16 protein-coding genes and 2 pseudogenes are annotated in these 21112 nt (G+C 71.5%); 8 read left to right on the top strand and 10 right to left on the bottom strand.

What is annotated here, in order from left to right; all coding sequences use genetic code 11:
- Positions 1-3366 (top strand): right-handed parallel beta-helix repeat-containing protein, encoded by a 3366-nt coding sequence (locus ABEA10_RS12250; RefSeq protein ID WP_345461881.1) that lies wholly within the window; start codon positions 1-3, stop codon positions 3364-3366.
- Here the strand turns inward: ABEA10_RS12250 and ABEA10_RS12245 are convergent.
- From ABEA10_RS12245 to ABEA10_RS12225, 5 genes are all read right to left on the bottom strand, one after another.
- Entirely contained in the window at positions 3328-5580 is a 2253-nt protein-coding gene (locus tag ABEA10_RS12245) for an ATP-binding cassette domain-containing protein (RefSeq protein WP_345461879.1), read from the bottom strand. The genes ABEA10_RS12250 and ABEA10_RS12245 overlap by 39 nt on opposite strands.
- 203 nt (positions 5581-5783) lie before the next feature.
- Positions 5784-7052 carry an ABC transporter substrate-binding protein gene (locus tag ABEA10_RS12240; protein WP_345461877.1) on the bottom strand — a complete coding sequence of 423 codons (1269 nt, stop codon included), beginning with the start codon at positions 7050-7052 and terminating at the stop codon, positions 5784-5786.
- An 8-nt stretch (positions 7053-7060) separates the two neighbouring features.
- The gene (locus ABEA10_RS12235) at positions 7061-9829 is read right to left on the bottom strand and encodes an alpha-L-rhamnosidase (RefSeq protein WP_345461874.1); all 2769 of its coding nucleotides are present in this window, start codon (positions 9827-9829) and stop codon (positions 7061-7063) included.
- Positions 9826-10647 (bottom strand): carbohydrate ABC transporter permease, encoded by an 822-nt coding sequence (locus ABEA10_RS12230; protein ID WP_345461871.1) that lies wholly within the window; start codon positions 10645-10647, stop codon positions 9826-9828. The genes ABEA10_RS12235 and ABEA10_RS12230 overlap by 4 nt, the downstream gene beginning before the upstream one ends.
- Positions 10644-11642, bottom strand: coding sequence for a carbohydrate ABC transporter permease (locus ABEA10_RS12225; protein ID WP_345461869.1), 999 nt, complete (start codon positions 11640-11642; stop codon positions 10644-10646). The genes ABEA10_RS12230 and ABEA10_RS12225 overlap by 4 nt, the downstream gene beginning before the upstream one ends.
- Positions 11643-11834: 192 nt before the next feature.
- Here ABEA10_RS12225 and ABEA10_RS12220 point away from each other — a divergent pair, with 192 nt between their 5' ends.
- On the top strand, positions 11835-12755 hold the full coding sequence (locus ABEA10_RS12220; RefSeq protein ID WP_345461866.1) for a helix-turn-helix domain-containing protein: 921 nt from the start codon (positions 11835-11837) through the stop codon (positions 12753-12755).
- Between the two features lie 79 nt (positions 12756-12834).
- Here ABEA10_RS12220 and ABEA10_RS12215 read toward each other — a convergent pair whose 3' ends face one another.
- Together ABEA10_RS12215 and ABEA10_RS12210 are read right to left on the bottom strand one after the other, a co-directional pair.
- Positions 12835-13512, bottom strand: a complete 678-nt coding sequence (locus ABEA10_RS12215; RefSeq protein WP_345461863.1) for a phosphatase PAP2 family protein — start codon at positions 13510-13512, stop codon at positions 12835-12837.
- Between the two features lie 161 nt (positions 13513-13673).
- On the bottom strand, positions 13674-14129 hold the full coding sequence (locus ABEA10_RS12210; protein WP_345461860.1) for a hypothetical protein: 456 nt from the start codon (positions 14127-14129) through the stop codon (positions 13674-13676).
- 102 nt (positions 14130-14231) lie between these two features.
- Between ABEA10_RS12210 and ABEA10_RS12205 the strand changes: the two genes are divergently transcribed.
- Positions 14232-14915, top strand: coding sequence for a response regulator transcription factor (locus tag ABEA10_RS12205; RefSeq protein ID WP_329260209.1), 684 nt, complete (start codon positions 14232-14234; stop codon positions 14913-14915).
- The gene (locus ABEA10_RS12200) at positions 14912-16192 is read left to right on the top strand and encodes a sensor histidine kinase (protein WP_345461855.1); all 1281 of its coding nucleotides are present in this window, start codon (positions 14912-14914) and stop codon (positions 16190-16192) included. Before ABEA10_RS12205 ends, ABEA10_RS12200 begins: the two co-directional genes overlap by 4 nt.
- Positions 16193-16300: 108 nt before the next feature.
- Here the strand turns inward: ABEA10_RS12200 and ABEA10_RS12195 are convergent.
- From ABEA10_RS12195 to ABEA10_RS12185, 3 genes and pseudogenes are all read right to left on the bottom strand, one after another.
- Positions 16301-16952 (bottom strand): annotated as a pseudogene (locus ABEA10_RS12195) (IS701 family transposase); the annotation flags it as partial.
- Positions 16953-17187: 235 nt separating this feature from the next.
- Positions 17188-18132, bottom strand: coding sequence for an alpha/beta fold hydrolase (locus ABEA10_RS12190; RefSeq protein WP_345461852.1), 945 nt, complete (start codon positions 18130-18132; stop codon positions 17188-17190).
- Positions 18133-18278: 146 nt separating this feature from the next.
- Positions 18279-18559 (bottom strand): annotated as a pseudogene (locus ABEA10_RS12185) (IS701 family transposase); the annotation flags it as partial.
- Between the two features lie 135 nt (positions 18560-18694).
- Between ABEA10_RS12185 and ABEA10_RS12180 the strand changes: the two are divergent.
- The 4 genes from ABEA10_RS12180 (at position 18695) to ABEA10_RS12165 (ending at position 21085) form a co-directional block, all read left to right on the top strand.
- Positions 18695-19105, top strand: coding sequence for a PepSY domain-containing protein (locus ABEA10_RS12180; RefSeq protein WP_345461849.1), 411 nt, complete (start codon positions 18695-18697; stop codon positions 19103-19105).
- 223 nt (positions 19106-19328) lie between these two features.
- Positions 19329-19712: a MarR family winged helix-turn-helix transcriptional regulator gene (locus ABEA10_RS12175; RefSeq protein WP_345461846.1), complete on the top strand. Its 384-nt coding sequence runs from the start codon at positions 19329-19331 to the stop codon at positions 19710-19712.
- Between the two features lie 127 nt (positions 19713-19839).
- Positions 19840-20262 (top strand): cytochrome P450 family protein, encoded by a 423-nt coding sequence (locus ABEA10_RS12170; RefSeq protein WP_345461843.1) that lies wholly within the window; start codon positions 19840-19842, stop codon positions 20260-20262.
- Entirely contained in the window at positions 20243-21085 is an 843-nt protein-coding gene (locus ABEA10_RS12165; RefSeq protein ID WP_345461840.1) for a cytochrome P450, read from the top strand. Before ABEA10_RS12170 ends, ABEA10_RS12165 begins: the two co-directional genes overlap by 20 nt.
- Positions 21086-21112 lie beyond the last annotated feature (27 nt).

Here is a 21112-nt window from a genome sequence, read left to right as displayed (position 1 = left end):
GTGGCACGCGAGGTGCTCACCGTGGCCCTGGGCGAGCCGGAGGCGTACGCCACGATCGGGGAGGCGGTGCGGGCGGCGGCCAGCGGTGCGGTGATCAGGGTCGCGCCCGGGCACTATGAGGAGAACCTCGTACTGGACGAAGTCGTGACGATCGTCGCCGAGGGCCGGCGCGGGGACGTACGGGTCGTGCCGCGTCGCGGTGTCGCGCTGTCGGTGTCCGCGGAGGTCATGCTGACCGGTGTGACCGTGTGCGGTGTGGAGGACGACGAGATCCCCGCCGTCGACGTGTCCTACGGCCAGCTCGCCATGGAGCGCTGCGAGGTGACCGGCGCGGCGTGGACGGCCGTGCTGGCCCGTGGCGAGGGCTCGCTGGCGATGCGCGAGTGCCGGGTGACCAACCCGGCCGGTGCCGGCATCGTGATCACCGCGGAGGCGCCCAGCGTGGTCGCCGACTGCGTCGTCGAGAACCTCGGCACCTCCGCGGTGGTGATCGGGTCGCGCAGCGACCCGTCGGTGCGCGGATGTACGCTCCGCGCGGCCAAGGGCAACGCCGTGTGCGCCAACGGGCACGGTCGCGGCACCGTGGAGGACTGCGACGTGTCCGGCGCCGAACAGCCGGCGATCGCGCTGGATGAGAACAGCTCCACCAGGATCCTGCGGGCCCGGGTCCACGACACGTCCGGCACCGGGATCCACATCAGGAGCCGGGCGCGCGTCACGGTCGAGGACTGCGAGGTCCGCAACACCGGCGACACCGCGGTCATCCTGGACGACGGCACCGATCCGGTCATCCGCCGGTGCCGGATCGAGGCCCCCGCCGGGCACGGCATCCGGGTGAGCGGGCAGGCGCGCGGCACCGTCGAGGAGTGCACGGTCAGCGCGGCCACCTCGGCGTCCGTACGGGTCGAGGAAACGGCCTGTCCGATGTTCACCGAGCTCACCGTGCGGGACGGGAAGGCCGCGGGGATCGAGCTGACCGGCGGGAGCACCGCGGAGTTCACCGGCGTGCGGATCCACGACCCGCACGGTGCCGGCATCGCGCTCGCCGAGGACGCCGACCCGTTCGTACGCGGACTCGTCGTGACGGGCTGCCAGGGGAACGCGATCGAGGTCACCGGGGCCAAGGGCCGGTTCGAGGACGCCGAGATCAGCGACGGACGCAAGCACGGCATCCGGATCAGCGGACGCTCCGCGGTGCACGTGTCCCGCGCCGTCGTCCGCCGTGGCGGTGGCTGCGGCGTGACGATCAAGGATGAGGCGGAGGTGACCCTCAACGACTGCGAGGTCTTCGGCGCCGCCTCCGACGGCGTCGCGGTCGGTGCGTCGGCGTTCGCGCGGGTGACGCGCGGCTCGATGCACGGCGGGCGGCGCAACGGCGTCCTGGTCGCGGCGGGCGGGCGCGCACGGTTGACCGGCTGCCAGCTGTTCGACAACGCCGGGGACGGGCTGCTGGCGCACGGCACCGGCCAGGTCGAGGTGTGCGACTGCCTCGCGCGGGGCAACCGGCGCGGCGGCGTGCGTCAGACCACACCCGGCGACCACCTTCTCGTCGAGAACCTGGTGAGCGAGGCCAACGAGCTGCCCGACGCGTACGGCGAGACCGCCGAGGCCGGCGCCGGGGGAGAAGAGCCGGCGGAGCCGGTCGAGCCCGCCGAGGACGCGGAACGGCCGGCCGGCGAGGAGGCGGAGCCGAAACGGCCCGAGGAGCAGCACGGCCCGCTGGCCGACCTGCACGCCCTGGTCGGGCTGGCGAACGTGAAGGACGAGGTCACCGCGCTCGTCAACCGCAACGAGCTGGCGAAGCGCCGCGCCGAGGTGGGCCTGCCGGCGCCGCCGATGAGCCGGCACCTGATCTTCGCCGGGCCGCCCGGCACGGGCAAGACCACGGTCGCGCGGCTGTACGGCAGCATCCTCGCCGAACTGGACGTGCTGCGGTACGGCCACATCGTCGAGGTGTCCCGCGCGGATCTGGTGGCACGCGTCGTCGGCGGCACCGCGATCAAGACGACCGAGGCGTTCACGAAGGCCCTCGGCGGCGTGCTGTTCATCGACGAGGCGTACACCCTGGCGGGCGAGGGGGAGCGGGGCGGTACGGACTTCGGCCGGGAGGCCGTGGACACGCTGGTGAAGCTCATGGAGGACCACCGCGACGACGTCGTCGTGATCGCGGCCGGCTACTCCGAGGAGATGCGGCGCTTCCTCTCGACCAACCCGGGCCTGGCCTCGCGGTTCAGCCGGACGATCGAGTTCCCCAACTACAGCGTCGACGAGCTGGTGACGATCGTCGAGAAGCAGTGCGCCAAGCACGGCTACGAGCTGGACGACTCCGGCCGGGTCGCGCTCGCGTACCACTTCGAGACCATGACGAGGGACGCCACGTTCGGCAACGGGCGCGAGGCCCGCAGGACGTTCGAGGGGATGGTCGACCGGCAGGCGGTGCGGCTCACCCGCATGCCCGACTCCGACCCCGCCGACCTGCTCCGGCTGACCGCGGAGGACGTCGGGGAGGCCGCCGCGGAGGCGGCGCGCAACGGTTCCGGCGCGGTGGCCGGAGACAAGGGCCGGCTGGCGGCCCTGATGGCGGACCTCACCGCCATGATCGGCCTGGCCGAGGTGAAACGTCAGGTCACCGACATGGTCAATCTCGTATCGGCCACCCGCAAGCGCGCGGCGGTCGGGCTTCCGGTGCCCAAGATCAGCCATCATCTCGTGTTCTCCGGCGCGCCCGGCACCGGCAAGACCACGGTGGCCCGGCTGTACGGCGAGCTGCTCTCCGCCCTCGGTGTGCTGCCGCGTGGGCAGATGGTGGAGGTCGCCCGGTCCGACCTGGTCGGCCGCTATATCGGGCACACCGCGCAGCAGACCAAGGAGGCGTTCGACAAGGCGCGAGGCGGCGTGCTGTTCATCGACGAGGCGTACGCGCTGACCCCGCCCGGAGCCGACGGCGACTTCGGCCGGGAGGCCGTGGACACGCTGGTCAAGCTCATGGAGGACCACCGCGACGACACCGTCGTGATCGTCGCGGGCTACTCCAGGCCGATGCGGCGGTTCCTGGACTCCAACCCCGGCCTGGCCTCGAGGTTCTCCCGCAACGTCACCTTCGCCGACTACACCGACGAGGAGCTGGTGACGATCGTCGGCTACCAGGCCGCCGCCCAGGGGTACGAGCTCGCTCCGGAGCTGAGCGGGGCGCTCGCCGGCCACTTCGCGTCCGTGCCACGCGACGAGTCGTTCGGCAACGCGCGGTACGCCCGCAAGGTCCTGGACGTGATGATCACCCGGCAGGCCGGGCGGCTGGCGTCGGTCGCCTCACCCACGCTCGACGATCTACGGCTGCTCACCCCGGACGACCTGGAGATGCCGTGAGCGAAGCGGCCGTCCGTCGAAGCGCATGGGGCCTCCCACCGACTCCTCCTGGCCTTCCTCCTCCTGGCGTTCGCGGGCGAACAGCCAGAGCAGGCCGGGCAGCTGGAACCAGCGAACGCTCCTGGTCACCTCGACCAGGTTGGTGTCGATGAGCTCCTCAAGGGCCTCCTCGGTCCGGTCCCGGCCGACCCCGGCCGACGCGGCGGCGAGGCCGGCGTCGAACGGGCGGTGGTCCGGGAGCAACGACAGGCACCGGAAGATCCGCTGGGTGGTCGGCGAGAGCCTCCGGTAGGAGGAGACGAAGGCGTCGCGCACGTTCAGGTCGTCGACGCTCAGGGCGGTCAGCCGGTTCTCCGCGGGCCGCAGCTGTTCGACGAGGCGGCGGATCGACAGTCCCGGGCGGTTCGCCAGCCGCCTGGCCATGATCTGCAGCGCCAGCGGCAGCAGGCCGCACAGCTGGACGAGTTCGGCGGACGCCTCCGGCTCCGCGGCCACGCGGTCGGCGCCGACCGCCTGTTCGAGCAGTGTCAGCGCCTCGCCGACCGACAGGCAGCGCAGCGGCACCGGCCGCGCCGTCTCCAGGCCGGCGAGCGTACGGCGGCTCGTGACCAGGGTCATGCAGTGCGGATTCGGGGCGATGAGCGGGCGGACCTGGCGTTCGTCGATGGCGTCGTCGAGCACCACCAGCACGCGCTTGCCGGTGAGCAGCGAGCGGTACATCGCGCCGCGCTCCTGCAGCGAGGTGGGCAGCTCTCCGGAAACGCCGAGCGATCGCAGCAGTGTGCCCAGCGCTCCGGCGGGCGAACCCGAACGCCTCCCGGCGGAGCCCAGGCAGACGAAGAGCTGCCCGTCGGGGAACCGGTCGCGCAGATCGTAAGCGGCCCGGATCGCGAGTGCCGTCTTACCGACTCCGGGCCCACCGGAGATCGCCGCCGCCGGTGGTGCCGGCGGCTGGATGTGCGCGGCGGTGTCCGCCAGCGCCCGTATCGTCGCGATCTCGCCGTCACGGCCGGCCAGCGGGCCGGAATGGGCGGGCAGCGAGTCCAGGGTGCGGTCGAACGCGTTCGAGCGCCGCCTGCCGGCCGTGGCGATCTGGTGGAACCAGTCGAGCTCCGGCCTGCTCAGCCGGAGCGCGGTGCCCAGCACCTCGGTGGAACGCGACTGGGGTCCGCGCGCCCGGCCCCGTTCCATGTCGCTGATCGCGCGCACGCTCATTCCGGATTCGGCGGAGAGCTTCTCCTGGCTCAGGCCGAGGCGGGTCCGGTGGGCCCGGAGCAACGCGCCGAACATCGAACCGTGCGCCTGGGCCGTCCCCGGATCGGGCGCCGGCCGTGTCGCGATCCCGGCGGCGGATGGCGGCGGGCGCCACCGTGAGCCTGGCATCGCCTCCGTCTCCAGCTCGGTGAGGCGGTGAGCGCCCCCGGCCGCGGTCGGCCCGTTCACCGTGCCACGGACCCGCCCGCCGGCCATGACCAGAGCACGGTCCGCCCAGGCGGCGACGGCCGGGTCACGGGTCACCATCACCATGGTCTGGCCGAGACCGTCGACCAGGTCGCGGAGCAGGTCGAGCACCTCGCCGGCGGTGTGCGGGTCCAGGCCGCCGGTCGGTTCGTCACCGAACACGACCGTCGGCCTGGTCACCAGAGCCCGGGCTATCATCGCCCGCCGCTGCCGGCCGTCGGACAACTCGGCGGGGCGGTGGTCCAGCCGGTCGCTCAGCCCCACCCGCTCGACCAGCATCCGCAGCCAGTCCCGGTCCGGCTCCTTGCCCACCAGCCGAAGCGGCAGCCTGATGTTGTCCGCGACGGTGAGCGAGGGCACCAGGTTGTAGGGCGCGAACACGAACCCGACGCGCTCGCGGCGCAGTTCGGCACGGCGCGTCTCGCTGAGCCCGCCGGCCGCGGTGCCGTCGATGATCACATTGCCGCTGGTCGGTTCGTCCAGGCCGGCGGCGCAGTGCAGTAACGCGCTCTTGCCCGCCCCCGGCGGCCCCGTCACGACGACGAACGTGCCGCGCTCGACGGTGATCGAGACTTCGGTGAGCGCACGGACGCCGCGCGGATAGACCTTGGTGACCTGCTCCAGCAGCACCGCGGGAGCCTGCAGCGCCGGCCGTGGGTGGCCGGGTGGCCGTACGACCTCGCGCAACGGGCTCACGGGCGGTACGGCGGCAGGTTCGGCGGGCGCCTCCGGAATGTCGCGGAGATCGGTCATTCGCGTGCTCCCGCCTGCTCGCTGGTCAGCAGTCCCGGCCAGATGCTCCGTAACGGTAGGGGAGGTTCGGCGCGAATGGCCGCTTATCCGAAGTCTTTTCTTTTACTGATACATACAGGATAGGCGTTCCAGCGAGAGATTGAGGGGTTACCGGCGCGTGCGGTGCGGCCGGAGGCCGGACCGCACGGGCTCGGTGTCGGCGGTTACTTCTGGGTGTAGGCCTCGTCCATCCGCTTGAGGACCTCGGCCGGGTCGGCCTTGCCGGCGAACAGGTTCTGCACGCCGGTGAAGTGGGCCTGCTGGACCTTGGGGTTGGGCCACAGCTGGTCCATGAACGGGACGGTCCTGCCCGCCTTCTGGAAGTCGATGAGCGGCCGGAGAGCGGGGTCGGCGGTGAACTGGGCGTTGGGGATGCTCGGGAGGTTGCCGATGGCGCCCGCGTAGAGGTTCATGGCTTCCGGGGTGGCGAGGAAGTCGATGAACTCGGAGGCCAGGCCGGGGTTCTTGGCCTTGGCGTTGAGGGCGAAGGCCCCGCCGGCGGCGCCGGGCATGCGGGTGTCGGCGGGGTTGTCGGTGGCGGGCAACGGGAACATGCCGAATCCGGTGCCCTGGGGGGCTTCGGACTTGAGCTGGTTGAGGGTGGAGGTGACCTGGACGGCGGCCACGGCGTCTCCCTTGGCGAGCTGGGACACCGAGCTTTCGAAGGACGTGCCGAGCGGGTCCTTGGAGAAGCAGCCGCGCCTGTTCATCTCCAGGTACTTGTCCATCGCGGTCTTCCAGCCGGATCCGGCGAAGGTGGCGGAGCCGGCCTTCATCTTCTGGTCGAAGTCCGGCGTGGTCGCGTAGACGGTGGTGGGGACGAGGGCGTAGTCGACGAGCTGGGTGACCCAGTCGGTCTGGTCGCCGAGGGCGAAGGCGACCTTGCCCTTCGCCTTGGCCGCGTCGCAGAGCGCCAGGGTCTGCGTCCAGGTGGTGGGGATCTTCGAACCGACCTCGTCCAGGGCCTTCTTGTTGTACAGGGCGCCGATGCCGACGAAGGTGAGCGGCACGATGTAGGTCTTCCCGTTCACCTGGGTCACGGGCTTGATCCCGGAGGGGATCCGGGACGTCCAGGATCGTCCGGACAGGTCGGCGAGGTAGCCGGTGGGGGCGAGCACGTCGACGGCACCGGGGTTGCCGTTGCCCGGCCAGGCGAAGAACACGTCGGGCGCGGTGCCCGAGGACAGCTGGGTGCGCAGCGTGCCCTGGTACTGGTCGGTGTCGGCGTAGGAGGCGGTGATGTTCACGCCGGGGTTGTGCTGCTTGAACGCCTTGATGACCGCTTCGGTGCCGGCGCGGTCGGTGGCGACGGCCGACACCCGCAGGCTCTTGGAGCCGCCGGAGTGGGCGTTGGTGCCGCTGCTGCACGCGGCGGCGGAGAGGGCGACGGCCGAGACCGCGCAGACGGCGGTCAGACGATTGATCTTGGACATGGTGTTCCTCAGGGGGTGGGCAGGTCCTGGGCCAGGACCTGGGACGGTGATGAGGACGGCCCGGTGGCAGGAGCCCTGAAGTCGTAGTGGCCGCTGCCCAGGCGTACGGTCAGGGATCGGTCGGAGCGTTCGAGGACGTCCACGCCATCGACCGCCGGCAGCGGCACGCCGCTCTCGGACACGCCGTCGGGGAGTTCGGTCGGCACGGTCAGCGTGGCGTCCACGCCGGGCGGGACGACGACCCGGAGCCGGAGTTCTCCCGCTTCCAGGGCCCAGCCGCATTCGACGGTTCCGCGCGCGGTCTCCTGGCGGGCGCAGGCCCAGGTGAGCCGTCCGCCGATCGTGGGAGCGAGGCGGAGTTCGCGGTAGGCGACGGATCCGGGGGCCTGGCCGATGCCGGCGACGCCGCCGTACAGCCATTCGCCCACCGAGCCGAGGCTGTAGTGGTTGAAGGAGTTCATCGCGGGCGGCTTGATGCCGTGTTCCTCGGTCCAGCCGTCCCAGCGCTCCCAGATCGTGGTGGCGCCGTGCCGGATCGAGTAGGCCCAGGACGGATAGGTGTCCTGGTGCAGCAGGGCGTAGGCCAGGTCCGCGCGGCCGTGCGCCGCGAGCACCGGGCACAGCAGCGCGACGCCGACGAAGCCGGTCGTCAGGTGGTGGCCGCGGGCTTCGACGTCGGCGGCGAGCCGGTCCACCGCGGCCGGTACCGCCCGTTCGGGCAGCAGGCCGAACGCCAGGGCGAGCAGGTAGCCGGTCTGGGTCTCGCCCGCGACGCGTCCCTCGTCCGCGTCGACGAAGGCGTCGGCGAACGCGTCCCCGACGGCGGTGCGCAGCGCGCGGTAGCGTGCGGCGTCCTCCTCCGCACCGAGCACTTCGGCGGCCCTGGCGACCAGTTCGGCGCTGCGGGCGAAGTAGGCGGTCGCCAGCAGGTCGCGCGGGGTCTCGGCGCCGACCTGGAGCCAGTCGCCGTAGTGGTTGCCGACGCGGTGCCGCCACAGCAGGTCAGGGTTGTCGCGGTGGACGTGGTCGACCCACGCCTTCATCGCGGGAAAGCCGCGTTCCAGCACCCGGCGGTCCCCGTACTCCCGGTACAGGTGCCAGGGGATGATCACGCCGCCGTCGCCCCAGGCGGGCGCGCCCTCCCGGGTCATGCACACCTCCGGCACGACGTCGGGGAACGCGCCGTCGGGGTGCTGGGCGTCCACCACGTCGCGCATCCAGCGGGCGAAGAACGCGGCGACGTCGGCGTTGCGGCACGCGGTCGGCAGGAAGACCTGCGCGTCGGCCAGCCAGCCGAGCCGCTCGTCGCGCTGCGGACAGTCGGTGGGGACGGACACGAAGTTGCCGCGCTGGCCCCAGCGGATGTTGGACTGCAACCGCATGACGGTCTCGTCCGAGCACGCGAACTCGCCCGTCCACGGGGTGTCGCTGTGCAGGACGCGTCCGGTGACGTCCTCGGGCGCGAGGTCGCCCGGGTGGCCGGTGACCTCGACGTAGCGGAAGCCGTGGAAGGTGAAGCGGGGCTCGAACACCTCGACGCCGCGGCCGGCCGTCACGTAGACGTCGGTTGCCTCGGCGGTACGCAGGTTGTCGACGTACAACTCGCCGTCGTCGAGGATCTCGGCGTGCCGGAGCCGGATCCGCCGTCCGGCGGGAGCGCCCCGGACGGTCAGCCGGACGCGTCCCACCATGTTCTGACCGAGGTCGACGATGAACCGCCCGTCCGCGCGGCGTTCCACCGTACGGGCCGGCAGCTCCTCGAGCACCCGGACCGGACGGTCGGGCGCGGCCCGCAGGACGGAGGTGTCGGCGCCGGCGATCGCGACGGGGGTCCAGTCGTGGTCGTCGTAGCCGGGTTCGTCCCAGCCGGGCAGCTCGCGGCGGCCGTCGACGTACTCGCCCATGAGCAGGTCGGCGTGCCGGATCGGGCCGGACCGCTCGCGCCAGTCGCCGTCCGACAGCACCCAGCGGCGTGAGCCGTCGGCGAAGTCCAGCAGCAGCTGGACGATCAGCTGCGGCGCGTCGCCGTAGTGCAGCGCCTGCCGCCGCGAGTCGAAGCCGACGAAGCCGCTCCACCAGCCGTCGGCCAGCACCGCGCCGATCGCGTTGCCGCCCTTGCGTAGGAGGTCACCGACGTCGTACGTCTGGTAGAGGACGCGATGCCGGTACTCGGTCCATCCCGGGGCGAGCTCGGCGTCGCCCACCCGTCGCCCGTTGATCCGGAGTTCGTACAGGCCCCGCGCGCTGACGTACGCGCGGGCCCGGACCAGGGGCTTGTCGACGGTGAAGGCACGCCGCAGATGCGGGCAGGAGGCCAGGTGGCGCGTGCGTTCCGTGCGGTCCTCGACGGCCGGCGGATCCTGGGGCGGCGCCGCGTCCCGGTCGCGGGCGATCCACGACGCCTTCCATTCGTCCCGGTGCAGCAGCCCGGTCTCGAACCACGAATCGGCGTGGGCGGTCTGCTCACCGCGCACGTCCCAGACGGTGACGCGCCAGTGGTAGCGGGTCGACGACTGCAGCGGCGGGCCGTCGTAGGGGATCAGCAGCGTGTCGGCGCCGCTCACGCGGCCGGTGTCCCAGAGGAGGCGGCCGTCGCGCAGATCGGTTCCGGACGGCGCGACGGTGAGCCGGTAGGCGCTCTGGGCGTCGCCGCGCCGTGACGAACGCAGCTTCCACGACAGGCGCGGAACCGGTTCGTCCAGGCCCAGGGGTTCGTCGAGCAGTTCGCAGGTGAGGCCGTACGGGGTCAGTGGCCCGGGAGGCGGTGGCACGGTCATCCCTTCAGCCCTCCCGCGAAGCCCTTGATGATGTGCCGCTGCATGACGAAGTAGACGGCCAGGATCGGAAGCATCGCCAGGACGAGGCCCGCGAAGACCAGATTCCACTGCGAGACGTACTGGCCGAGGAAACCGAAGATGGCGACCGGAATGGTCTGCTGGTCGCTGCCGCTGAGATACAGGAAGGGAGTCAAGAAGTCATTCCAGATGAAGATGGCGTTGAGGATGATGACCGTCCCGGTGATGGGACGGAGCAGGGGGAACAGCACGCGCCAGAAGACCTGGATCGGCCGGGCGCCGTCGATGAGCGCGGCCTCTTCGTAGTCGCGGGGGATCGCCCGCAGGAACCCCACGTACAGGAAGGTCGCGAAGGGCACCTGGAGCCCGCTGTAGAACAGCACCAGCGACCAGAGCGTGCCGAGCAGGTGGAGATCGCGGATGGTCTGGTACAGCGGCAGCAGCGCGAGCTGGAAGGGCAGCAGCAGCCCGAGCATGACCAGCCAGAACAGCCATCGCGACCAGCGGGCGGTCACCCGGGCCAGCGGGTAGGCGGCCATCGCCGACAGCACCACGATCAACGCCACGCTCAACGCGGTGACGACGACGCTGTTGACGATGGCGCCGGCCAGCCCGGCGTCCCGCCACGCGTCGGCGTAGTTCCGCAGCGTCGGGGACGTCGTCGGCACGACCGCGGACGACCCGTCGTGCGGGTCCCGCAGCGACAGGTTCACCAGTACGTACAGCGGGAACGCCATCACCGCGGTGACCGCGATCATCAGGATCTCGCGCAGGAGGGTGCGCGCCGTGTAGCGGTTCACCGGGCCGCCCTTTCCTGCCGCCGCAGCAGCCCGTACTGGCCGCTGGAGATGATCGCGACGAAGATCGTGAGCACGATCGCGATCGCGACGCTGTAGCCGTACTCGTTGAACTGGAAGGCGTTCTTGTAGATGAGCGTGGACAGGGTCTCGGTAGCGTTTCCCGGCCCGCCGGCGGTCATCACCCAGACCTGGTCGAACAGCTTCAGGCCGCCGATGATCGACAGCATCAGGTTGATGGTCGTCGCGGGTGCCAGCAGGGGCAGCACGATGCGGCGGAACCGCTGCCAGGCGCCCGCCCCGTCGACCGCCGCGGCCTCGTGGATCTCGGCGGGGATGCCCTGCAGCCCGGCCAGGAAGATGACCATCGAATAGCCGGCGAACTGCCAGACGATCACGCCGATCACGCTGGCCAGGGCCAGATCGCCCCGGCCCAGCCAGTTCTGCTGCCAGGAGCCCAGGCCGACTCCGTCCAGCAGGCCGTTGATCGCACCGTCCGGCGCCAGCATGTACTTCCACAGGGCCGCGGTGACCACCGGCGTCATCACCGCCGGTGCGAACAGCAGCACCCGGAGGACGAACCGGCTCTTGATCAGGCTGTGCACGCCCATCGCCAGCGCCAGCCCCAGCGCGTTCTGGACCACCGTGATCGCCACCGCGATGATCAGCGTCTGCCGCAGCGCGCCGCGCGCCGCCGGATCCGACCACATCTGCCGGAAGTTGCCGAGCCCCACGAAGTGCTTGACCGGGTTCAGGCCGTCCCAGTCGGTGAACGCGTATCCCGCTCCCCTGACGCTCGGCACCAGCACCACGAACGCGTAGAGAACGAGGGCGGGAAGCAGGAACCATCCCGGCGCACGCGCCCGCCGTCTCCGGCGCGACGGCCGCCGCGGGCGTGATCCGATGGATGTGAGGCGACGCTCGGCCGCGGCGGTCGCGCTCGCCCCGGGATCGGCTTCCATCTCCGACGTCACCTCCTTGGTGTCCCGGTCGGACATCAGCACCTCCCAGCGCCGTACGCTCCCGGCGCGCGGCGAACGACGATCTCGTTTCGAACGGGTGAACCACGTCACCGTTCAGTGAGGGATCGTGCGCCCGCGGCCATGGACGCCGATAGCCCGGAATGGCCCCGCGATAGCACGATGTTCACCTCACCTCCATTGAGGAGTGGACGGGTTAGAGTGCCCGCCATGGAAGAACCGCCCGTCGGGACGGCCAAGGGACTGCTGTACTTCACCGACGGCTCGCTGGCGTACGCCGGCCACTACGTCCACCAGGGACACCACCCGGTCCACACGCACAGCTTCATGGAGATCGCCGTGGTCACCGGCGGCAAGGGGACGCACCGGTCCCTCGGCGGCCGCAGGAACCTCGAGTTCGGCGAGGTCATCCTCTTGCGGCCCGGGGTCTGGCACGGCTACGAGGACTGCCAGAGCCTGGATCTGTACAACTGCTGCTTCAGCACCGAGCTCCTCCACCGCGAGCTCGCCTGGACCCGCGAGGACCCGATGCTGGGCTACCTGCTGTGGACCGCGCCCAACTCCATGCAGCGCCGCGGCATGCTCACCACCCGGCTCGGCGCACAAGCGCTCAAAGCATCTGTCGTTCACCTCGACGCACTCGACCGGCTCGGCCGCCAGAGCGTCGACCGCCACCGCGGCGACATCATCGGGCGTCTCACCCTGTTCCTGAGCCACCTCGCCCGGGCGGTCGCCGAGCAGCGCGGCTCCGGCTCAGGACCGGCCCACCCCGCGGTGGTGCAGGCGATGCGGCTGCTGGAGGCACGCTTGGCGCACCGGTGGACGCTCACCGAACTCGCCGGCGAGCTCCACCTGTCTCCCCGCTACCTGGTGAGGATCTTCAAGACCACCACCGGCCTGCCGCCGATGGCCTACCTCGCCCAGCACCGCGTCGAGACCGCGGCCTCGCTGCTGCTGCACACCGACCAATCCGTCACCCAGATCGGCCAGGCCGTCGGCTGGGCCGACCAGAACTACTTCGCCCGCCGCTTCAAGGCCCACTACGGGCTGTCGGCCACCACCTACCGGCAGCGTTTCACCCACAACGCCATCGGCCTGCGACCGTCCGCACGCGTCCCCGTACGGTCGTGACGGCCGAGGGTGACCTGACGGGCGGCGTCTGACGGTCTGGACGCCGCCGTCGCCCGGAGCCGTCGGCCGGTGCCAGAGCTCAGCGACGCTCCACCACGGTCCCGGACGCGCGTCCCGCGTGGTGGCGTCCGGACGCGGGCGTTCCGACGTCCTCGAGGCCGCGGCGGATCGCCGGTACGTTGAAGAAGCCGACCACCACGAGCGACACTCCGGTCGCGACCAGGTATCCGCCGGCGACGTCCACCGGGTAGTGCACCCCCAGGTAGACCCGGGCGAAACCCACCCCGAGCGCGAACAGCACCCCGAGAGTCGACACGAGCACCCGCAGCCGTCCGCGTACGAGGAGGAACAACAGCAGTGCGACCGCGGCCGCCACGGTGGCGTGCCCGCTGGGAAAGCTCTCCTTGTTGTCCGGCGGGATCACCCACAGCCGCTCCGGCGGCCGATGCTCGGCCACCAGGATCTTGGCGGCGAAGGCGACCGCCAGCGACCCCGCCATCAGGCAGAGGGCGATCAACGCGTCCCGGCGCCGGCGCACCAGCCACAGGCCGATCGGGACGACCACGGCGACGACCGCGCCCACCGCCGCCTGGGCGACGGTCGTGGCCCCCTTCGCCCCCAGGGTGAGTACGGCGTCGCGCATCGGCGCGAGATGTTCGTCCAGCCGGATGTCGATCCGGGTGAGCGCCGGTGTCTTGGCGGCGACGCCCAGCAGCGCCATGAGCACGAGAAGTAGCAGCCCACCAAGAATCTTCATCCGCTCCGTCACGTGCGCCCTTCACATGCTCATGCGGTGTTCACCGCAACTTCATGATCACGACACGTTATCGCCCCGGCGGCGTGCGGGCGCCCCGATGCCGGTCTCCGGGCGCGGTCACCGGGGAACGCGCCATGGGCCGTCCGATCGGCGCGGGCCGTTCAGTCGTCGACGTCGCCGTTGACGGTCGTCGCCGTGGGGACACCCGAGCGGCAGGTCACCTGGACGGTGACCTTGTTGTCGTGGTCGGCCTCGAACTCCACCCATGCCCGCGCGGCCGGGCCGCGGTGCGCGTCATCGGCCGCGTACCCCTGCGCGGGGGTCCAGGAGACCAGGTACGCGTCGCCGGCCGGGTCGCAGCGGGCGAGCACGCTGCCGCCCGGGGTCGACAGCCCACGGGTGATCGCGCCGGCCGGCGTGCTGCCCGCGGTGCCCGGTACCGGTGTCGCGGTCGCGGGGCTCGCCAGGGCGCGCTCGACCTGGGCGGACGTCAGCGGCCGGACGCCGTGGTCGGTGATGCCCGCGCCCAGTACGGAGATCGCGGCCACACCGACGCCGGTCGCGACGGCCGCGGTGGCGGCCCAGGCGCCGATCCCCATCAGAGTGCCTCGCGTCATGCCGTCCAGGCTCGCACGGCTGCGGCTAAGGGGCGGATAAGACGCCGACAAGGCCCCGCTATGGGCGTATCGGACGCTGAAACCGCTGGCTACGGTGGGGAGGTGCCGCAACTTCTGCTGATCGAGGACGACCCGCAGGTGCGGACCGCGCTGGTACGGGCGCTGTCCGAGCGCGGTCACGCGGTCGCCACCGCGGACACCGCGATGGCCGGGCTGGCCCAGGCCGTCGAATCCCGGCCCGACCTGGTCGTGCTGGACCTGGGGCTGCCCGACCTGGACGGGTGCCGGCTGCTACGGATGCTCCGCGGCGTCAGCCGGGTACCGGTCATCGTGGCCACCGCCCGCGACGAGGAGAGCCAGATCGTCGAGGCACTCGACGCCGGCGCCGACGACTACGTCGTCAAGCCGTTCGGCGCGAGCCAGCTGGACGCGCGGATCCGCGCGGTGCTGCGCCGCGCCGACGACCAGACCGGTCCGGAGCCGGTGACGGTCGGCGCGTTGCGCATCGACCCCGGCGCCCGCGAGGCGAGCCTGGACGGGCGGGCGCTGGTGCTGGCGCCCAAGGAGTTCGACCTGCTGCACTACCTCGCCGCCCGCGCCGGCCAGGTCATCTCCAAACGGGAACTGCTCACGCAGGTGTGGCAGACCCCGTACGGCGGGGCCGACAAGACCGTCGACGTGCACGTGGCGTGGCTGCGCCGAAAGCTCGGTGAAACCGCCAAACAGCCCCGCTACCTGCACTCCGTACGCGGTGTCGGCGTCAAGATCGTTGATCCGGGCGCATGAGAGGCCGCCTGTTCCGGCTCGTGGCCGCCACCGCCTCCCTGGTGCTGATCGCGTTCCTGGTACCGCTGGCGCTCCTGGTCCGCGACGTCGCCGCCGACCGTGCGACCGCCGCGGCCACCACCGCCGCTCAGTCGCTGGCACCGGTGGTCGCCGCCGCGGACAAGGCCACCGTCGGGCTGACCCTCGCCCAGATCCAGTCCACCAGCCGCTATCCCGTCACCGTGTTCTGGCCCGACGGCCACCTCCTCGGCACACCCGCGACCCGCAGCCACGCGGTCGAGCTGGCCGCTCGCGGGCGCAGCATCACCGTCCAGGCTCCCGGCGGGCGCGAGATCCTGATCGCCGTCCAGGGTGGCGCGGGCGGAACCTCCGTGGTCCGCACCTTCGTCACCGACGCCCAGCTCCGCGCCGGCGTGGCGCGCGCCTGGCTGATCCTGGGTCTGCTCGGGGCCGGACTGCTCGCCGTCGGCCTGGTGGTGGCCGACCGGATCGCCCGCTCCATGCTCGGGCCCGTCACCGCACTGGCGGCCCTGTCACATCGGCTGTCGGCCGGCGACCTGGACGCCCGGGTGCACCCCGGCGGACCCAGCGAGATCCGCGACGTCGGCGCCGCCCTCAATCACCTGGCCGGCCGCATCGCCGATCTGCTCGCCGGCGAACGTGAAGCGGCCGCCGACCTGTCCCACCGGCTCCGCACCCCGCTGACTGCGCTGCGCCTGGAGACCGAGACACTGCGCGATCCCGCCGAGGCCGAGCGCATCACCGCCGTCGTCGACGCGCTGGAGCGCACCGTCACCCGGATCATCCAGGACACCCGTCACCCCCACCACCGGGCCGGTGTGCACTGCGACGCCCGCCAGGTCCTCACCGAACGTGTCGAGTTCTGGTCCGCCCTGGCCGACGAGCAGGACCGTGCCGTCACCACCACGCTGCCCGACGGCCCGCTGCCGGTCGCCACCGGCCGCGACGAGCTGGCCGCGGCCGTCGACGCCCTGCTGGAGAACGTCTTCGCCCACACCCCTGAGGGCACCGCCTTCTCCGTCACGCTGGAGGCCGTCTCCGGCGGGGCCCGCATCGTCGTCGGCGACGACGGCCCCGGCCTGCCCGCCGGCGACCTGCCGGCCCGCGGCCGCAGCACCGCGGCCTCCACCGGCCTGGGCCTCGACATCGCCCGGCGCACCGCCGACACCGCGGGCGGAACGATCGATCTGGGCGCCTCACCCGGTGGCGGCGCGCAGATCAGCCTGACCCTGCCCGAGCCTCCCGCAACGCCTTAATACTGCAACGGCATTTAGGTGAGTGGGTAGCCGCGTCGCGGGTAGTGGCTGAGACGGGCTTGATGCTGGCGTCCGCGGCGCCAGGTCGACCAGTACCAGACGTGTTCGGCATTCTTCGATCCGCCAGCGTGCCCCGGCGATCCAGGCCAGGTCGGCCAGGCTGGAGCGGCGGGGGCCGTAGCAGATGTAGTAGGCGATCTCGGTGGGGTCACTGATCGAACGGCGGGCCAGGAGCCAGTGTCCTCGCCCGCGCGGCCAGCCGATGCGGATCGGGATACGCGCCCAGTCGTACTCGCGAGGGCCGTGTCCAGGACTCGGGCAGGTACAACTCCCGATCGATCAGCGCGTGCCCACACGCTGAGGCATAGGCCAAGAAGGTGCCGATCTGACAGTTCTCGGTCCGGCCCGCGGTCCCTGGATACTGCCGTCGCACCCCGGCCGATCGGGTGCCCTTCTTGATGAACCCGGTGTCATCGACGATCAGCACACCCTCACGGTCGCCCAGATGCTCGATGACGTAGTCCCGCAGATCCTCCCGGACGCCATCGATGTCCCAATCCGCCCGCCGCAACAACCGCTGCATCCCATCAGGTGACAGGGCACCGGCATGCTCGGCAAGCGTCCAGCCGTTCTTACGCTCCAGCCCCGCGACCAGCCCGGACACATACTCCCGCACCCGCTGGCGCGGCTCGGACCGGGTGAACCGGCCCGCGATCCGCGCATGCACCCGATCCAGCTCCTCAGCAACCACATCGACAATCCATGATCCACTACAGACCACCCGAGTGCCGTTGCAGTACTAGGCCCGCGACAGGACTCGGGTGGGCGCCTCCTCGGCGTGCGGCCGACCACGCGAGGCGCAGCACCCTGTGCCGTCCCGCCCGATCTGCCGGCCAGACGTCAGGGCCTGTCCGGTGGGGCGAACGGAGCGACCTGGCGGGACGTGCCATCGGATACCGAAGGGCCGGGTGCGCCGGGCTGTGCCGGGGGCAGGGTCAGCGCGGTGCGGCGGCGACCATGTCTTCGACCTCCTTGAGCACGAGAGCGGGGCGGTCCTTCGGCACGTCGTGGGAACTCCCCTTGGCGGTGACGAGCGTCCGGTCGGGGCCGGCATTGACGAACGAAGCGGCGGCGTCGCGCCAGCGCTGGGCGTCCACGGGGGATCCGTCGAACGGGGTCTTCTCCGAGACGATGACCGTCACCGGTACCGAGTCCGGCCAGCCGACCTTGTGGTATGCCCGGTGCGCGGGGAGGTAGTTCTCCGCCGTGGAGATGAGCTGGCGGTTCGCCGGCTTGTCGGGGTCCTTCTTCGCCGCCTCGACTTGCGACCGGCTTGCGGCCACCACACGGGTGATCTCCTCGTCCGTGAAGAACTGGGGGAGGTCGGCGTCGACCAGCACCGCACCGGAGAGCACCCTCGGGTTCTCCTCGGCGAAGTAGCTCGCGACCTCGCCGGCCTCCGAGTGGGACACCAGGGTCACGTCCCTGGTGACGCCCAACTGCTCAAGCCCCGACTCAAGGTCGCCGGCGGCGCTCTCGGCCTTCCACGCGCCGGGCACCACGTCGCTTTTCCCCATACCGGCCCGGTCGTATGTGATGACGGTGGCGCCGGTGGCCGCGTGAAGCTTGGGGACGAGGTCCTTCCAGTAGGAGGCGTCCTCACCGCCGCCCGAGTCCAGGACGATCGTGCGGCCGCTTCCTCGGGTGACGTAGAAGGCGAGCCGGTGCCCGTCATGGGGGAGCATGTACAGCTTCGACCCGACGGATTGTCCGACTCCCGGTGAGGCGGATGACGTGGCCGAGGGTGAGGCCGCGGCCTGCTGCGAGCTTGAGTCGTTGCTCTTGCAGGCCGTGACGGCACCGGCGGCCAGGGGAAGCAGGGCGAGAGCGGACAGAACCCGGTACGCGTGCCGGCGGCGCTTGAGGGGAGTGCGGGACATGACTGATCCTTCGGTGAATGATGGGCGCTGTGGTGCCCTCTTGAAGTCCCATCATTCGGTCACGCGGCCGATCATTTAATACGGCTGGCACGTCTGTTGGCCGTGTCGCTGGAACCCATGAGCATGGTGGGGTCAGCCCCCGCCCGGAGCACACCCTCACGGTCGCCCAGATGCTCGATGACGTAGTCCCGCAGATCCTCCCGGACGCCATCGATGTCCCAATCCGCCGCCCCCGCAACATCCGCTGCATCCCATCAGGTGACAGGGCACCGGCATGCTCGGCAAGCGTCCAGCCGTTCTTACGCTCCAGCCCCGCGACCAGCCCGGACACATACTCCCGCACCCGCTGGCGCGGCTCGGACCGGGTGAACCGGCCCGCGATCCGCGCATGCACCCGATCCAGCTCCTCAGCAACCACATCGACAATCCATGATCCACTACAGACCACCCGAGTGCCGTTGCAGTATTAACCCGTCCTTAGGCTCGCCACAGCGCCTCCCTATCACCGCCGGCCCCACCCTGAGACACGTACGACCACGAACCCGATCAGGGGAGGCATCTCATGCACCGCAAGCTCGCACTCGGCGTCGGCATCGCCGCCGCGGCCGTCATCGCCACCGGCGGCATCGCGCTCGCCGCCGAGGACCACTCCCACCCGGCCACCGCCGGCGCGCACAGAGGCGACCACCACGACGACGCGCCCGGTCGCGACGATCACGGCACCGCCGCCACGGCCACCCCCGCCAACACCAAGATCAGCCTGGAACGAGCCGGCGAGATCGCGCGCGGAGCGGTGCCCGGAGCCACGATCACCTCGATCGAGATCGAGGATGAGCACGGCACCGCTGCCTGGGAGGTCGAACTGACACCGGCGAACGGCCCCCACCGGGAACTGACCATCGACGCCGGGACCGGCAAGATCATCGAGAACGAGATCGACCGGCCCTCAGCCCACGACGACGACGAGGACTGAGCCGGCACCGACGGGGACCAGACGACGGCGATCCGCCCCGTGACGGACCCCGGCGTCGCGCGATCGCCGGACCGCGGCGCTCTCCTCCGCCCTGGTCCCCGCCGGTCGCCGGTTCGGTGAGGGCGTCGAGCTCGGCGAGCACTCCCTCGGCGGCCATGGCGGGGGAGGGCCTCGACAGTACGTGACGGCGTTGATGGCGAGGCACCTGTCGAACCGTCAGGCCATGAGTCTCACCACCGCCTCGACCCTCGCCAGGGTGGAGCGGGAAGGTCCCATCCGGCTGACCGCACTGGCCGTGGCGGAAGGCGTCGCCCAGCCATCGATGACCCAGCTGGTGCAGCGGCTCGAACGCGACGGCCTGGTCGCACGGATGAGCGACCCCGAGGACCGGCGCGTCGCTCTCGTCACGATCACTGAGACCGGGCGGGGAGTCCTGGCCGAGCGCGGACAGGCGCGGCACGCCCGGCTGGCCGGGCTCCTGGCCGCCCTCCCCACGGAGGAGCGCGAGGCGCTGGGCTCGGCCATGCGGACGGCCTTGCCGATCGTGCGGCGGCTGATCCACGCCGCCGGGCAGCCTTCCGCCACGGACGACGGGACGGGCTCGTGACCGACGCCTCGACCCCCCGCGTTCCGGCCTTGAGGCCGGGCTCCCTCCGCCGGCCGCGGGCCGCGACCTCGCGCTTACGCGTGCCGCCGCTGATCACGCAACGGACGCGTCGAGAGGACGGAGAACCATGAGCGCCGACTCGGCGACCACCACGACGAGCACTCCTTCGGCCGAGGTGCCGCGATTCCCGATGCCCCGGGCGACCGGCTCCCCGTTCGACCCGCCGCCGGCCCTGCGCGCGCTGCGGGCCGACGCCCCCATCACCCGGGTCCGGCTGTGGGACGGCAGCACCCCCTGGCTGATCAGCCGCTACGACGACCAGCGGGCCCTGTTGTCCGATCCCCGGATCAGCGCGGACTCCGGCCTCCCGAACTACCCCCACACCACCCCGGGTCAGATGACGGTCCGCAAGGAGTCGCGGACCTTCATCAACGTCGACGACCCGGAGCACGCGCGTCTGCGCCGGATGGTGACGGCCCCCGTTCTCCATCAAGCGGGTCGAAGCGCTCCGGCCCGCCGTCCAGAAGATCGTGGACGGCCTGATCGATGACATGCTCGCCGGCCCGGCACCCGTGGACCTGGTCGAGGCGTTCGCGTTGCCGGTGCCCTCGCTGGTGATCAGCGAGCTGCTCGGCGTGCCGTACGCCGACCATGACTTCTTCCAGCGGAACAGCCGGCTGCTCGTCAACCGCGCCACCGCACCGGAGGAGGCCCTGGCGGCCCAGCACCGGCTGGTCGAGTACCTCGAGCGGCTGGTCGCCGACAAACAGGCCCACCCGTGCGAGGACCTGCTGTCCCAGCTGGCCGTACAGCGCGTCGCCACCGGGGAGCTGTCCCGGCACGAGGCGGCGATGATGGGCCGCCTGCTGCTGACCGCCGGCCACGAGACGACCGCGAACATGATCGCGCTGGGCACTCTCGCGCTGCTGCGCCACCCGGACCAGCTCGCCCGGCTGCGGGAGACCGACGATCCCAAGCTGATCGCCGGCGCGGTCGAGGAGCTCCTGCGCTACCTGACCATCGTGCACAGCGGGCGGCGACGCGTCGCGCTCGAGGACATCGAGGTCGGCGGCCGGACCATCCGCGCCGGCGAGGGCATCGTCTTCGCCAACGACATCGGCAACCGCGACACCACCGTGTTCGCCGACCCCGACCGGCTCGACCTCCGGCGCGACGCCCGGCGGCACATCGCCTTCGGCTTCGGTGTGCACCAGTGCCTCGGGCAGCCGCTGGCCCGGGTCGAGCTGCAGGTCGTGTACGGCACGCTCTACCGCCGGATCCCGACCCTGCGCCTGGCGGTGGACCTGGAGCAGGTGCCCTTCAAGCACGACGCACTCGTCTACGGCGTGTACGAGCTCCCCGTCGCCTGGTGACCACGGCGAACGACAACGCGAAGGAGG

This window comes from Actinoallomurus oryzae, from assembly GCF_039541955.1.
Classification (GTDB): Bacteria; Actinomycetota; Actinomycetes; order Streptosporangiales; family Streptosporangiaceae; genus Actinoallomurus; species Actinoallomurus oryzae.
Note: the sequence above shows the minus strand (reverse complement) of the source record. Positions and strands in the feature narration are given on the sequence as shown.

Coding starts and splice junctions, on each gene's coding strand:
- ABEA10_RS12200 (WP_345461855.1), top strand. CDS start 14,912: ATGAGAGGCCGCCTGTTCCGGCTCGTGGCCGCCACCGCCTCCCTGGTG.
- ABEA10_RS12180 (WP_345461849.1), top strand. CDS start 18,695: ATGCACCGCAAGCTCGCACTCGGCGTCGGCATCGCCGCCGCGGCCGTC.
- ABEA10_RS12215 (WP_345461863.1), bottom strand. CDS start 13,512: ATGAAGATTCTTGGTGGGCTGCTACTTCTCGTGCTCATGGCGCTGCTG.
- ABEA10_RS12210 (WP_345461860.1), bottom strand. CDS start 14,129: ATGACGCGAGGCACTCTGATGGGGATCGGCGCCTGGGCCGCCACCGCG.
- ABEA10_RS12225 (WP_345461869.1), bottom strand. CDS start 11,642: ATGTCCGACCGGGACACCAAGGAGGTGACGTCGGAGATGGAAGCCGAT.
- ABEA10_RS12235 (WP_345461874.1), bottom strand. CDS start 9,829: ATGACCGTGCCACCGCCTCCCGGGCCACTGACCCCGTACGGCCTCACC.
- ABEA10_RS12175 (WP_345461846.1), top strand. CDS start 19,329: ATGAGTCTCACCACCGCCTCGACCCTCGCCAGGGTGGAGCGGGAAGGT.
- ABEA10_RS12240 (WP_345461877.1), bottom strand. CDS start 7,052: ATGTCCAAGATCAATCGTCTGACCGCCGTCTGCGCGGTCTCGGCCGTC.
- ABEA10_RS12245 (WP_345461879.1), bottom strand. CDS start 5,580: ATGACCGATCTCCGCGACATTCCGGAGGCGCCCGCCGAACCTGCCGCC.
- ABEA10_RS12170 (WP_345461843.1), top strand. CDS start 19,840: ATGAGCGCCGACTCGGCGACCACCACGACGAGCACTCCTTCGGCCGAG.
- ABEA10_RS12190 (WP_345461852.1), bottom strand. CDS start 18,132: ATGTCCCGCACTCCCCTCAAGCGCCGCCGGCACGCGTACCGGGTTCTG.
- ABEA10_RS12220 (WP_345461866.1), top strand. CDS start 11,835: ATGGAAGAACCGCCCGTCGGGACGGCCAAGGGACTGCTGTACTTCACC.